We start from the raw sequence: 14,049 nt of genomic DNA on the forward strand, positions 1-14,049 counted from the left end.
TTAGGCAAGACGTTTCAGCTAATTTTTTTAATCCGAATCTGGCTTCTGAACCTGAACCAATATTTTTTCCGGCTTTACTACTTCATTCTCTACGGTAACGATGCCCAGAAATAAATCTGCAAGATAAAGGGAATAAACCCCTTCTGCTGTGCCTTTTATTGTGGTACGAACGCCGTTTGTAATACGAAACGCCTGCAGCGCATTTACAGTAAGTTTACCGGTTTTGCTGACTGCCGTTTCCATTGGCTGCAACACAGCTTCCGGCTCTGCCGCAATTTCTTCCAGCGTATGGGATTCTTCTATGCAAAAGTCCCCGGCCCTGGTCCGCAACAAAAAAGTCATGCAGGCACAGGTTCCTGCAGCAGCTGCAATGTCTTCCAGTAAAGTGCGGACATAGGTGCCTTTGGAACATGCGATGTCCAGACAAAAATACGGAGGATAAAACCGGATGAGTTCCAGACGGAAAATTTCAATGGGACGTGCAGAACGCGCAAGTTCTATTCCCTGTCGGGCATATTCATACAGTTTTTTCCCATTGACTTTTAACGCGGAATACATGGGAGGAACCTGTAAAATTTTCCCCCTGAACTGTTGTAAAATTTCTTCCAACCTTGCTGCGGAAAAATCAGGAACGGGTTTTGTTTCCAACACGTTTCCGCTGTCGTCTCCGGTGTCGGTACGAATACCCAAAATCCCCTCGGCACGGTAATGCTTTGTATTTGTTGATGCGTATTCCAGAAGACGGGTCGCGTTGCCGATAAAGACAGGCAGCACGCCGGCAGCATCCGGGTCCAGCGTACCGGAGTGGCCGGCCTTCTTAACTCCGTAAATTCGACGGATCCGGCTTACCACATCGTGGGATGTCATACCGGGCGGCTTGAGGACATTTACGATACCGTCCGTCATACAAACAGATCCTCAACAGCCTGCAGCACAATTTTTTCGGCTTCTTTCATCGGCGCATAAATGGAGCAGCCAGCCGCCTTTTTATGTCCGCCGCCACCGAAGGATACTGCGATTTTGGCTACGTCGATTTCTTTGGAACGGAAGCTGACACGGGTCAGATTTTCTTCCGGCTGCTTAAACAACAGGGCAATCTCCACACCTTCTATGTAACGGGGATAGGAAATAAAAGCATCCGTATCTACGTTACGATCATATAATTCCGGTGCAATCTCAATATAGGCAATCTTTCCGTCTTTTAAGAAGGTCAGCGTTTCCAAAACTTTCCGGAGCATTTCTACCTGCGACCGGGACCGTAATTCCATGTTGTCTGAAACCAGACTGGGATTTACGCCGTGTTTCAGTAACGCAGCGGCTGTTTCCATTGTTTTGGAGGTGGTATTGGAATATTTGAATGAACCTGTATCCGTATAGATGCCTTCGTAAATACAGGTTGCGATATCTGTGGTAAACTCTGTTCCCATCTCCAGCAGCAGCGCGTAAATGATTTCAGCGGTTGCCGCAGCATCGGAATCCAGATACAGATAATCCGCAAACCGTGTATTTGTTTTATGATGATCAATATTGAGAACGGCGCCGGGCCTGACGACTTCCATGGCGTTGCCGGCCCTGTCTGCCGAACTGGCATCTATGATGACCAAAAGATCCGCTTCTATTGTTTCGTCTGCTCCAAAACGCCGGTATTCCTGAATTCCGGGAAGAAATGAATAGACAGTGGAAATATCATCGTCCACGTTCATGATTACATCTTTTCCCAGCGCACGCAGGGCATGCATAAGGGCAAGGGATGAGCCGAGTGTGTCTCCGTCAGGACTGACGTGGCTGACGATTACCAGTTTTTTTGCTGCTTTGAGCAATTCGCCGGTTTCCGCTAATGAACAGTTCTTACTCATTTTTATTTCCTTCATTCTCTTTAATCTGGCGCAGCAAGCTGTCAATATGCGCACCGTATTCAAGGGATGTATCTTTTTCCAGTATCAGTTCCGGAGCAAAGCGAAGACGGATGCGTTTTGCTATTTCTGTTCTCATGAATCCTTTCGCTTTGTTCAGTGCTTTCCACGCCTGTTCCTGCTCTTCCGCAGACCCATACAGGCTTACGAAAACTTTAGCCTGGCTCATATCGTCTGTCAGGTCCACACCCGTAACTGTTACCAGTTTGATACGCGGATCCTTGATGTCCAGCAAAAGCATATTGGAGATTTCGCGCTGGATGGCTTCCTGAACTTTTTCTACTCGTAATCTGGCCATAATTCACCTGTACCTGATCCCTTATGCGGGAGAAACTTCTTTCATAACATAAACTTCAAACTGGTCATTCTCTTTGATATCATGGAATTTGGCCAGCGTGATACCGCATTCGTAGCCGGCAGCCACTTCTTTTACATCGTCCTTGAAGCGGCGCAGGGATTCCATCTCATCTTCAGCGATGACAATACCGTCACGCACCACGCGGATTTTGGCGTTGTTGGTAACTTTGCCTTCCGTTACGTAGCAGCCGGCAATGATCATCTTGGAAATCGTGATGACCTGACGGACCTCGACGCGGCCGATAACGTCTTCTTCAAATTTGGGAGCCAGCATACCTTTGATGGCAGCTTCCACGTCATTGATGGCATCATAGATGACGCGGTACGGACGGATATCCACTTTTTCGCTTTCCGCAATCTTGCGGGCATTCGCATCCGGGCGCACATTGAAACCGATAATTAATGCATTGGCTGCAGAAGCAAGCATAACGTCCGATTCATTGATGGCGCCTACGCCGGAATGAACCACAGTCACTTTAACTTCTTCGTTCTGAATCTTGACGAGAGAAGCGCATAACGCTTCCACAGAACCCTGAACGTCCGCTTTGACAACGATATTCAGTTCCTTCAGTTCGCCTTCTTTGATGCGGCTGAAAATGTCATCCAGAGATACCTTGGCGGCTTTCTGCTGTTCCGCTTTTGCTTTGGCGATGCGTTTTTCCGCTACACCGCGGGCAATCTTTTCATCCGCTGCATCCAGGATATCACCAGCCTGGGGAACTTCGTTCAGACCTAATACTTCTACCGGTGTGGAAGGACCGGCTTTGCGGACTTTTTCGCCACGGTCGTTAATCAGGGCGCGCACCCGTCCATGGGCGGTTCCTGCAATAATATAGTCGCCAATGGTCAGCGTACCGCGCTGTACCAATACAGTGGCAACCGGTCCGCGGCCTTTATCCAGTTTTGCTTCAACAATGGTACCGTGAGCAGGCAGTTTCGGATTGGCTTTCAGTTCTTTTACTTCTGCTACCAGAAGAATCATTTCCAGCAAATCGTCAATGCCCTGATGGGAATGTGCGGAAACGGGAACCATAATGGTATCGCCGCCCCAGTCTTCCGGAATCAGTTCCATCTCGGAAAGCTGCTGCTTTACGTGTTCCGGATTCGCAGCCGGTTTATCCATTTTGTTGATGGCAACAATAATAGGCACTCCGGCCGCTTTGGAATGGTTGATTGCTTCCACGGTCTGGGGCATTACGCCGTCGTCCGCCGCTACTACCAAAACTGAGATGTCCGTGCACTGTGCGCCTCTGGCACGCATGGCTGTAAACGCTTCATGGCCCGGCGTATCAAGGAACGTAATCTTCTTTCCGCCGGTAGTTACGGTATAGGCGCCGATATGCTGGGTAATGCCGCCGGCTTCACGGGCTGTAACATGCGTTTTGCGGATTGCGTCCAGCAACGAGGTTTTACCGTGGTCAACGTGGCCCATAACGGTAACAACCGGAGGACGAACAACCTGTTCTGCCGGATCGTCTTCGATTTCGGGAATTTCGGTAGGATCTTCTTCCGGCGGTAACGGCTGTACATCGACACCGAATTCGTTGCCGACCAGTGTTGCTGTATCAAAATCAATATCCTGATTGATCGTCACCATTTCTCCTAACAGGAAGAGGCTCTTGATGACTTCCGCAACTTCCCGTTTGATCATCTTCGCAAATTCCTGCACGTTGATAGATTCAGCAATCTGCACCATGGTAGGACGTACCACAGTAATATGCTGTTCATTGCGTACGGGAGCACCTGTTTTGGATTTCAGGTGCTTTGTGGGACGCATATGGTCTGCGCTGCGCATCGGTCTGCTGTCACGGGAAGCATAGGAACCTTTTAACTGTTTTTCGTGCTTTTTATTATATTTTTCCCGGCTTTCCTTACCGCGCGGAATCTCTTCAAAACCACCGGCAGGTTTTTTAGCCGCGTTATTGTTGCGGTTGCCCGGGCGGTTTCCACCAAATTTATTACCCTGATTTGCGTCTTTATCTTTATTAAAGCCCTGACTCTGGCGATTGAAACCCTGGCCCTGACCTTGTCCCTGACGGTCGCCCCGGTTAAAGCCCTGGCCCTGGCGGTTGAAGCCCTGCCCCTGACCTTGTCCCTGACGGTCGCCCCGGTTAAAGCCCTGCCCCTGACGGTTGAAGCCCTGACCCTGACCTTGTCCCTGACGGTCGCCCCGGTTAAAGTTCTGTCCCTGGCGATTGAAGCCCTGGCCCTGCCCTTGTCCCTGACGGTCGCCCCGATTATAGTTCTGTCCCTGGCGGTTGAAGCCCTGGCTCTGGTTTTGTCCCTGACGGTTAAAATCACGATTCGGATTGGGACGATTTACATTTCCCTGCGAGGACGTGGGACGGTTTTGGGGACCTCTGTTCAGATTGGCGTTCAGGTTACGTTCTCCCGTAACTTGTCCTGCTCCGGCCGGTTTTTCTGCCGCCTTTGCAGGTGTTGCAGCAGAGCCAAATCCTTTTTCCGTTTTCGGCCCCTTGTTGTCTGCATTAATATGATTCGGCGCGTTGCGATATTTATTCTTTCCGTCATTATTAACTGTCTGATTCTGCGGAACTGCAGCCCGGTTTTCCGGTTTATTTTCCGTAGAAACCGGTTTAACCGCTTTGTCCCTTTGCAGGGCATTATGCGTAATCGTGCTTTTGCCCTCCGCATTGGTTTCAACAGTCATAATGATAGGTTTGACGATCATAGAAGGCCGCTCCGTTTTTTCCGGCCTTGGTTTTGCCGGAGAAGAAGTGGCTGCAGGTTTTGCTTTTTCAGCACTTCCTGAAGCTTGCGGCTTTTCCGTTTTGTGTACCGTCTGTGGTTGTTCCTGTTTTACGGCTTTTTTGGAAAACGCTGCATGAATAATGGCAATCTCACTTTCTTCCACACTGCTGAAATTTGTCTTATTAATATTATGTTTAGACAGTAATTCTATGATTTCAGGACTTTTTACTCCGTATTCTTTTGCAATCTCAAAAATTCGTTTCTTCCCCATTCAGCTACCTCCAGCTTATATCACACGTTCCACTTTTTCATAATCAATCCGGCAAACCCTTTGTCCAGTACAGCTACCGCTGCCCGGGGGGCTTTTCCGATGCAGAGACCTAACGCAGTCCGCTGCATACAGAAGACAACAGGTACAGATGTTTTTTCTGCCAGGAACTTCAGCTCTTTTACCGTATTGGGAGCTGCATCCGTAGCAATGACAAGAAGCATTGCCTTGCCATCAGACAAGGCATCTTTCACACCCAGATCCCCGGAGGAAAGTTTACCGGCTTTCTGCGCCAGGCCTAACGCGCCTGCCACATCTTTCTCACTCATGTTTCATTTCCTCCAGAAGTTTTTTATACACATCATCATTTACCTGTTTTTCCAGGGCCTTTTCCAGCCGGTGCGCCTTGTACGCTTTGGTTATGCATTCCTTATCCGGACACACATAAGCGCCGCGGCCGGCTTTTTTGCCGGTCAGGTCTAACGAGATGTCTCCTTCGGGAGAACGGACAACGCGAATCAGTTCCTTTTTGGACTTCATCTCACCACAGCCGACGCATTTCCGCTGTGGGATTTTTTTTACTTTCACGCTTCTTCACCGCTCCCTTCCTGGACATCCTCATCAGTATTTACTTCAGATTCCGGTTTGATATCTATTTTCCAGCCGGTCAGTTTGGCTGCCAGACGGGCATTTTGTCCTTCTTTGCCAATGGCCAGCGAAAGCTGGTAATCAGGAACGACAACCCAGCAGATTTTTTCTGTTTCACTGGCAACTGCGCTGATAACCTGGGCAGGTGACAACGCGTTAGCCACATATTGTGCCGGGTCCACATTAAATTTAACAATATCGATTTTTTCACCGCGCAATTCATTTACGATATTCTGCACCCGCATTCCTTTGTGCCCTACACAGGAGCCTACGGGATCTACTTTTTCATCGTTGGAGAAAACGGCAATCTTGGAACGCATTCCGGCCTCTCTTGCGATGGATTTTAATTCAACGACACCATCATGGATTTCCGGAACTTCCAGTTCAAACAACCGTTTTAACAGACCGGGATGCGTGCGGGACAGCATGATTTGAGGACCTTTTCCGGTCTTTTTAACTTCGATGATGTAGAACTTCATCCGGTCGTGGGGAAGATACCGTTCTCCGGGAACCTGTTCATTTGCCATTAACAGGCCTTCTGTTGCACCCAGATCAACATATACGGTTCCGCGTTCCACACGCTGGATCGATCCGTTTACAATATCATCCTCACGCTCCGAAAACTTATCGTAGACCATGTTCCGTTCCGCTTCCCGAATACGCTGCATGATGATCTGCTTGGCATTCTGGACTGCAACACGGCTGAAGTTTTTCGGGAACACTTCCTGTTCCACAATATCGCCCAAAATATAGTTGGGATTGATTTTAATGGCTTCTTCCAGCGAAATCTCATCGTGGGGTTTCACTACCTGTTCCACGATTCTGCGCTGTTCAAAAACGTGAAACTCACCGGTAGTTTTTGACATTTCCACCCGTACGTTCTGGGAACTGTCATAATTCTTTTTGTATGCGCTTACCACGGCTTCTTCCACAGCCTGAAACAATATATCCGAATTAATGCCCTTTTCCTTTCCTAATGCTTCAATTGCCTGTACGAACTCTGAACTCACTTTTCTAATTCCTCCTTAAAAATCAATATGTGGTCTGATTACCGCAATCAGTTTACGTTCGATTCGAATCGGATTCTTTTCTTCTTTGCCTTTTATGATCCGTTTCAATTCTATATCTGTTTCGGAATGGGAAAGCAGAATGCCCGTCATTTCTTTATTGCCGTCAAACGGTGAAAAGAACTGAACATCCACCTTCTTACCGTAATTCCCTGTAAAATCCTTATCTTTCTTTAACGGGCGGTCAATGCCGGGGGAAGAAACCTCCAGATAATATTTTTCTTTAATGGGGTCCCTGTCATCCAACACTTCTGCCAGTTTTTCACTTACAAACTGACAATCATCTATTTCGACGCCTTCCGGTTTGTCAATAAAGATACGAAGATACCAGTCTTTCTCACGCACATATTCCACATCTACCAGCATAAGATCTGTATCTTTCAGTATAGGCATGACCAGTTCTGTTATAAACTTCTCCACTTCCTCACGTTTCATGGCTTCACTCCCCGCTTAGCATATTCCAATATAACGAAAGAGCGGGTTTTGCGCCCACTCTTTCTCATTACTTCATAAATTTTCTTTACATATTATAACATTAAAAAACATAATTGCAAAGTGTTTTTAGAAGAATCTTTGCTGTAACGCGCATTTAGTTAAAAAACTGCGCTTTATCTCTGGTATTACGGCCTTTTGGCCGTCGTAACCAACAGGTCAGGAAAAACTGAACAGGTCCATCTGATTGCTTACCGGCAAATCGCCAAGAGCGCCGTAATCCGCCAACGCATCCAGGGCCGTCTGCCCCACATGTCCAAGCTCCTCTTCTTCCGGCAACAGTTCTTCACGTCTTGCAATCTTATCCGTAATATTCTGCTCTGTCTGCCGGCAGCAGGAAAGCAGGTCTTCCTGAGAAATAAAATCACGGGGATTGTTTTTTACCGTTAAGGAAAGCGTCCTGGCCACACCTTTGCCAACACCCGGCAGACAGCATAACGGTATTCGGATTCCCTTTTCATCTTCCGGACGGAACTGATAGGCGTGAGATTTGTATAAATCAATGGGATAAAAAACAAATCCCCTTGCCAGCATTTCCAGAATCAACTGCAGATAAACGACATTGTCTTTATCTACGGCTTTGGCTTCTTTTCCCTGCAACTCGACATTCTTTATATATTGCCGGATAAAGGATTCCCCTTTGGCAATGTATGTGGCGTCCACGTCAGCGCGCTGTGAAAAATACGCGGCGTAATACGCAAGCGGGTAATGCACTTTACAGTAGGCAATTCGATATGCATTCAGTACATACGCCACGGCATGGGCTTTCGGGAACAGGTACTGGACAGTCTCGCAGGATTTCATATACCAGTCAGGCACATGGGCCTTTTCCATTGCTTCCTTCATTGCGGGTTCCAAGCCCTTTTTTGCTGCCTTTCCTTTACGGACATACTCCATGGTTTTAAAAGCAAGTGCCGGATCTACACCTTTTGCAATTAAAGAAGTCATCACGTCATCCCGCGTGGAAATGGTCTGCTCGACCGGGTGACCGGATTCTATCAGATCTTTGGCATTGCCGATCCACACATTGGTGCCGTGGGAATAACCGGATACCCTGACAATGTCGCTGAACAGCTTCGGCTTCAGTTCGTGGATCATGTCCAAGGTAAAACGGGTCCCACATTCCGGTATGCCCAGTGTCCCTACGTTTGTTCCAATCTGTTCCGGAGTGACCCCCAGTTTTTCTGTTGAGGAAAAGATGGACATGGTGTCCGGATCCCCGACGGGAATATCCATCGCGTTGATACCGGTGAATTCTTCCAGACGTTTGATCATCGTCGGGTCAACATGACCCAGAATATCCAGTTTTACCAGGCGATCGTTGATGGAATGGTAATCGTAGTGCGTCGTAATAATATTGCTGTTTTTATCATCGGCAGGATGACTCATAGGGGTGATATAGTGGATATCCATATCCCTCGGGATAACCATGATTCCCGCAGGGTGCTGCCCTGTTGTACGTTTTACCCCGTTCAGGCCGGCAATAAAACTTTCCACATAGGCCGGATGCGCCGGGATATTATGTTCTTCAAAATATTTTTTTGCATAAGACCATGCGGTTTTCGGTGCGATCGTAGCAATGGTTCCGGCCCGGCAGACATTATCACGCCCAAACAGTTCTTCCGTATATTTATGGGCCCTGTGCTGATATTCATCAGAGAAATTTAAATCGATATCCGGAACTTTGTCACCATGGAATCCCATAAACACAGCAAAAGGAATATTGTGACCGTCACGGGCCATATCGGTTCCGCATTCCGGACAGTTCTTGGGAGGAAGATCAAATCCGCTGGCATATTCATTGTGTTCAAAAAATTCAGTGTGCCGGCATTTCGGGCAACGGTAATGAGGTATTAAGGGATTGACTTCCGTAATGTCTGTCATGCAGGCAACAAAGCTGGAGCCCACAGAACCCCGGGAACCAACCAGATATCCTTCATCCATGGAATGCTTTACCAGTTTATGGGCAATCTCATACAAAACGGCATACCCGTGACCGATGATTGCATCCAGTTCCATCTTCAGCCGGTCTTCTACAACCTTCGGCAACGTATCTCCATAATAACGATGCGCTTTCTCATAACTCTTTCTTTCAATTTCTTCTTCGGCACCGGATATGGCAGGAGAATACAGCTGGTCACGGTCCGGAACCGGTTTGAGCCGGCAGATCTGGTCCGCAATTTTATTTGGATTGGTCACACAGATTTCGTAAGCGGTTTCTTCATCAAAATACGTGAACTCCGCAAGCATTTCTTCTGTTGTGCGGAAATACAGGGGCGCCTGCATATCCGCATCATTATATCCCTGGCTGTATTGCAGGATGGCGCGCGTCTTGGCATCTTCCGGGTTAAGGAAATGGGAATCACAGGTTGCCACACAAAGTTTTCCCAGTTTCTTTGCCAGCCGGTAAATCAGCTTATTGTGTTCGATCAGCTGGTCATGGGTAAAACGCCCTTCCCGTTCCAGAAACGCGTTATTGCCAAGCGGCTGTATTTCAAGATAATCGTAAAAGTCAGCAATTTTCAGTAATTCTTCTTCTGACTTTCCCTGTTCCACCGCCTGATAGAGTTCACCGATCTCACAGGCACTGCCTAACAGAAGGCCGTCCCGAAGTTCTTCCAGTATGCTGCGGGGAATTAACGGACGGGCCCGAACCCCTGTCCCGTTCTGATAACTCAGATGAGACAGCGTAACTAATTTGTATAAATTACGCAGCCCGGTATAGTTTTTTGCCAGAAGAATAATATGATTGGAACGGATTTTTTGCGTATGCGGCAGTCCTTCCCGCAAAATTTCTCCGTTTTCATCACTGGTCAGGTAACCTTCACAACCGTAAATAAGCTTAAGGTCACTACCGGCATCCTCTACCGCATCCTGACAAAACGGAAATGCCTGTATCACGCCATGATCTGTAATGGCCAGCGCTTTATGACCAAACCGGATCGCAGTCTTAACCAGGTCTGCCATTGGCGTGATAGCATCCAGCTTGCTCATTTTTGTGTGGCAATGCAGTTCCACCCGTTTGACAGGGGCATGATCTTCTCTTTGCCGGACTTCTATCTTCTTAACGGCAATCGGTGTAAACGTCATGGCCTCATGATTATACTGATCCGGTTCTGCATTTCCCAGCAACTGCAACTCTGTGCCGGCTTTCAGCTGTTTTTTAAACTCGTTCCCTTCCTCACGGTCATCAAAGAAAACTTTTACATAGATGCCGCCGTCTGCATCGATAATATTAAATAAAACCAGTAAACGGGAAGAATCTTTATTCCGTCCCCGAACTTCCCGTTCAGCAAAAGCGACAAGTTTATCATCTTTATCCCGCTGTGTGCCGATATGTCCCTGAATCACAATGTGGCGGCGGGCTTCCGTCAATTCGTTCAGCGGAATGACAGTATCCGCTTTAAAATTTTTACCAAACAGGCATCCGTCCGCAAACTTTTTCCCATACAAGGCATTGTAGGCCTGCATATAGGTTTCGTCTTCTTCGATATTAGAATCAAACCCGCAATCTGCATCCGGAGGCGGTTCTTCTGCAGGAACATCCGGGTAATATCCTGCTTCCGGCGCATTTCCTTCGGCAGTGGGATTGTTATCCTTCTGTTCAGTTTCTATGGCAGTGGGATTGTTATCCTTCCGTACTTCCGAATCAGGAAGCGGGACCGAACTGGTTTCCTGTTCCGGTTTCTTCCAGCACAGTTTTTTCAAATTGAAATAATTAATAATTTGGCCCGTCAGCGCATCCGGCAGCCGGGAATCTATCGATTCTGAATGAGTATACTCCAATTCCCAGCTGTTATCTGCTTCATCAATCCAAATTTTACTGATAATGATTTTTTTCAAATCAGCAATCAAATCCTCATGTAAAGAAAAAGTGCGGAAAAAAGACCGCATTTTTTCCGCATCAGGTTCCAAATAAAAAGAGGGTTTCATATGTCTTCCTCATAAAAAACTATCCAACATTCTCAATTGATTGGATTCCTTCAATCTGCTGCAGTCCGTCCATAATCATTCCCAAATCCAAATCTTTATTGAATTTAAGATATAATTCCAGTACAACTTTATCACTTAAGGTACTGTTCTGGACATTGATGGTTTTGACTTTTACGTCATTTTGGGCAAGAAAGGTTGCAACACGCGCAACGGTCCCAGGGATATTAGCTGTGACAACCCGTATATATTTCCTGTCGGATTTACTGCTGGCAACAGCAAACCGTTTTTCAACGCTGTGAAATGTGGTCAGCGTGATAAACGTAATCAATGTAGCTGCTGCTCCTATGGAATACATGCCGGCCCCGGTAGCCAGGCCTATGGCGGAAATCATCCAGAGACTGGCGGCTGTAGTAAGTCCGCGCACCGTGATTCCTTCGTGCAAAATTGTACCGGCGCCCAGAAAGCCGATGCCGCTTACCACCTGTGCGGCAATTCGGGCGGAATCACGGTTTCTGGGATACTCAAGAGGAACAACATCATAGCCTTCAAAGCCATACATGGACACCAGCATGATCAGGGCAGACCCCGCACATACCAGAATATGTGTACGAAATCCTGCCGGCCGGTCGCCGCTGCCCCGTTCCATACCGACGACACCGCCAAATAAGGCGGCAAGCAGAAGGCGAATTACCATTTCACCCTGGATGGTGTTCACAAAACTACTCAGCCAAGTATCCATTTCTATCACCCCGGTACTCATTATTACAGGTATTTCAGTAAAAGCTTCAGGAAACACGGATTAATTCGTCTGTATGAATCAGCGTCTCCTTTATTCCGATTTTTTCAGTTCTTCCAGCACAGTCCTGATTCCGTCAACAAAATCATCTGCAGGCAGCATCTGTACATTTCCGGTCTTGCGGGCCTTTACTTCAATCTGCCCGTTATCCAACGTCTTTTTGCCGATTACCACGCGAACAGGATAACCGATCAGGTCGGCATCTTTAAATTTGACGCCGGGACGTTCGTCACGGTCATCCAGAATCACTTCGATACCGGCTTTCTTAAGTTCGTTGTAAATCGCAAACGCTTTTTCTTTAACGGCTTCGTCTTTGATGTTGATAGGTACAACAATGACATGGTACGGTGCGATTTCCACCGGCCAGATAATGCCGTCCTTATCGTTATTCTGTTCTACGGCAGCCGCCATGGTACGGCCCACACCGATGCCGTAACAGCCCATGTACATCGGATTTGCCTTGCCGTTTTCATCCAAATAGGTCGCGTTCAGTTTTTCGCTGTATTTTGTGAACAGTTTGAATACCTGTCCTACTTCAATGCCGCGCGCTTTGGCAATTTTTCCGCCGCACCGCGGACAGGGATCCCCCTCCTGCATCAGACGGATATCGGCAACAAACGCCGGTGTGAAATCACGTCCCGGGTTCACATTAATAAAATGATATCCCTCTTCATTGGCGCCGCAGCAGAAATTGTGCATCTTCATTACGGACTGATCGCAGACAACAATGGCCTTTTCCGGATCGATTCCGCAGGGGCCCATGTAACCGCCTGCAGTTCCTGCCGCTTCCAACAGTTCGGCGGGAGCCATTTCCAGTTGGTTGACGCCGCAGGTGTTGATGACTTTGATATCATTGACTTCGTGATCGCCCCGTACAAAGCAGAGGATCAGTCCTTTTTCGCTCTGGTACGCAACCGCTTTTACCGATTTTTCTACAGGTGATTTTAAATACGCGCAGACATCCGCAATGGTTTTGCAGTCCGGTGTAGCAACTTTTTCTTTCGGAAGTTCTGCTTCGGCAGAGGCTTCAATCAGATTCAGTTCAGCCTTTTCCGTATCCGCTGCGTAATCGCACTGCGTGCAGTAGCTGATCTCCGCTTCCCCGGAATCTGCCAGAACCATAAATTCATGGGAACCGCTGCCGCCGATGGCGCCGCTATCTGCTTCTACCGGACGGAACGTAAGACCGCAGCGGGTGAAGATCTTGCTGTATGCATCGTACATATCCTGATACGATTTATTCAGTCCTTCTTCATCTTTGTCAAAGGTGTAGGCGTCTTTCATGATAAATTCACGGCTGCGCATCAGACCAAAACGGGGACGGCGTTCGTCACGGAATTTATCCTGGATCTGATACAGGGAGAGAGGCAGCTGCCGATATGAATTCACGTCCATATGAGCCAGCGTCGTGATCATTTCTTCATGGGTAGGTCCCAGACAGTAATCGTGTCCGTGCCGGTCTTTCAGACGCCACATCTCCGCCCCGTATACGTCCCAGCGTCCGCTCTGCTGCCAGATTTCAGCAGGCTGTACGATCGGCATCAGGATTTCCTGGGAGTCAATGGCATTCAGTTCTTCCCGGATAATCGTTTCAATTTTTTGCAGGACACGCTGTGCCAGCGGAAGATAAGAATACATGCCGGTAGCGGATTTTCTCATATAACCGGCCCGCAGCATCAGTTTATGGCTGGGAATTTCTGCTTCTGCCGGAACTTCACGTAAGGTAGGTGCGTATAATTTGCTGACTAACATTTATTGATTCTCCCTTGTATTATAGAGTAGTAGTTTTTAGTGACCCTCTCCAAGGTCATATGCTACACTGTAGAGGATGCTGTGGATTGGTTCAGTCTCCTACCGCAAGAC

11 protein-coding genes are annotated in these 14,049 nt (G+C 47.8%); all 11 read right to left on the reverse strand.

Translation table 11 applies throughout. From position 1 onward, the window contains the following. Positions 1–27 precede the first annotated feature (27 nt). Positions 28–906: a tRNA pseudouridine(55) synthase TruB gene (gene truB / locus QZV31_RS02825; protein WP_295357817.1), complete on the reverse strand. Its 879-nt coding sequence runs from the start codon at positions 904–906 to the stop codon at positions 28–30. After that, positions 903–1,856: a bifunctional oligoribonuclease/PAP phosphatase NrnA gene (locus QZV31_RS02830; RefSeq protein WP_093731112.1), complete on the reverse strand. Its 954-nt coding sequence runs from the start codon at positions 1,854–1,856 to the stop codon at positions 903–905. Before QZV31_RS02830 ends, truB begins: the two co-directional genes overlap by 4 nt. Next, positions 1,849–2,211 carry a 30S ribosome-binding factor RbfA gene (rbfA, locus tag QZV31_RS02835; RefSeq protein ID WP_093731111.1) on the reverse strand — a complete coding sequence of 121 codons (363 nt, stop codon included), beginning with the start codon at positions 2,209–2,211 and terminating at the stop codon, positions 1,849–1,851. Before rbfA ends, QZV31_RS02830 begins: the two co-directional genes overlap by 8 nt. Before the next feature lie 21 nt (positions 2,212–2,232). Continuing rightward, a complete protein-coding gene (infB, locus tag QZV31_RS02840; RefSeq protein ID WP_295357825.1) occupies positions 2,233–5,253 on the reverse strand; it encodes a translation initiation factor IF-2 in 3,021 nt (1,006 codons plus the stop codon). Positions 5,254–5,273: 20 nt separating this feature from the next. Beyond that, positions 5,274–5,579 (reverse strand): ribosomal L7Ae/L30e/S12e/Gadd45 family protein, encoded by a 306-nt coding sequence (locus QZV31_RS02845; RefSeq protein ID WP_295357827.1) that lies wholly within the window; start codon positions 5,577–5,579, stop codon positions 5,274–5,276. After that, the gene (locus QZV31_RS02850; protein WP_093731108.1) at positions 5,572–5,838 is read right to left on the reverse strand and encodes a YlxR family protein; all 267 of its coding nucleotides are present in this window, start codon (positions 5,836–5,838) and stop codon (positions 5,572–5,574) included. The genes QZV31_RS02845 and QZV31_RS02850 overlap by 8 nt, the downstream gene beginning before the upstream one ends. Next, the gene (nusA, locus tag QZV31_RS02855; protein ID WP_295357832.1) at positions 5,835–6,908 is read right to left on the reverse strand and encodes a transcription termination factor NusA; all 1,074 of its coding nucleotides are present in this window, start codon (positions 6,906–6,908) and stop codon (positions 5,835–5,837) included. Before nusA ends, QZV31_RS02850 begins: the two co-directional genes overlap by 4 nt. A 15-nt stretch (positions 6,909–6,923) precedes the next feature. Next, positions 6,924–7,400 carry a ribosome maturation factor RimP gene (gene rimP / locus QZV31_RS02860; protein WP_295357836.1) on the reverse strand — a complete coding sequence of 159 codons (477 nt, stop codon included), beginning with the start codon at positions 7,398–7,400 and terminating at the stop codon, positions 6,924–6,926. 216 nt (positions 7,401–7,616) lie between these two features. Further along, on the reverse strand, positions 7,617–11,300 hold the full coding sequence (locus QZV31_RS02865) for a PolC-type DNA polymerase III (protein ID WP_295357839.1): 3,684 nt from the start codon (positions 11,298–11,300) through the stop codon (positions 7,617–7,619). 109 nt (positions 11,301–11,409) lie between these two features. After that, the gene (locus QZV31_RS02870; RefSeq protein ID WP_093731105.1) at positions 11,410–12,129 is read right to left on the reverse strand and encodes an MgtC/SapB family protein; all 720 of its coding nucleotides are present in this window, start codon (positions 12,127–12,129) and stop codon (positions 11,410–11,412) included. Positions 12,130–12,219: 90 nt separating this feature from the next. Then, the gene (locus QZV31_RS02875; protein ID WP_295357843.1) at positions 12,220–13,938 is read right to left on the reverse strand and encodes a proline--tRNA ligase; all 1,719 of its coding nucleotides are present in this window, start codon (positions 13,936–13,938) and stop codon (positions 12,220–12,222) included. Positions 13,939–14,049: the final 111 nt, after the last annotated feature.

Source organism: uncultured Succiniclasticum sp. (genome assembly GCF_902793885.1).
Taxonomy (GTDB): Bacteria; Bacillota; Negativicutes; order Acidaminococcales; family Acidaminococcaceae; genus Succiniclasticum.

What these genes read in the sequence shown, in the direction of transcription:
- truB (WP_295357817.1), bottom strand. Translation starts at nt 906, where the DNA reads ATGACGGACGGTATCGTAAATGTCCTCAAGCCGCCCGGTATGACATCC.
- QZV31_RS02830 (WP_093731112.1), bottom strand. Translation starts at nt 1,856, where the DNA reads ATGAGTAAGAACTGTTCATTAGCGGAAACCGGCGAATTGCTCAAAGCA.
- QZV31_RS02875 (WP_295357843.1), bottom strand. Translation starts at nt 13,938, where the DNA reads ATGTTAGTCAGCAAATTATACGCACCTACCTTACGTGAAGTTCCGGCA.
- infB (WP_295357825.1), bottom strand. Translation starts at nt 5,253, where the DNA reads ATGGGGAAGAAACGAATTTTTGAGATTGCAAAAGAATACGGAGTAAAA.
- QZV31_RS02845 (WP_295357827.1), bottom strand. Translation starts at nt 5,579, where the DNA reads ATGAGTGAGAAAGATGTGGCAGGCGCGTTAGGCCTGGCGCAGAAAGCC.
- rbfA (WP_093731111.1), bottom strand. Translation starts at nt 2,211, where the DNA reads ATGGCCAGATTACGAGTAGAAAAAGTTCAGGAAGCCATCCAGCGCGAA.
- rimP (WP_295357836.1), bottom strand. Translation starts at nt 7,400, where the DNA reads ATGAAACGTGAGGAAGTGGAGAAGTTTATAACAGAACTGGTCATGCCT.
- QZV31_RS02870 (WP_093731105.1), bottom strand. Translation starts at nt 12,129, where the DNA reads ATGGATACTTGGCTGAGTAGTTTTGTGAACACCATCCAGGGTGAAATG.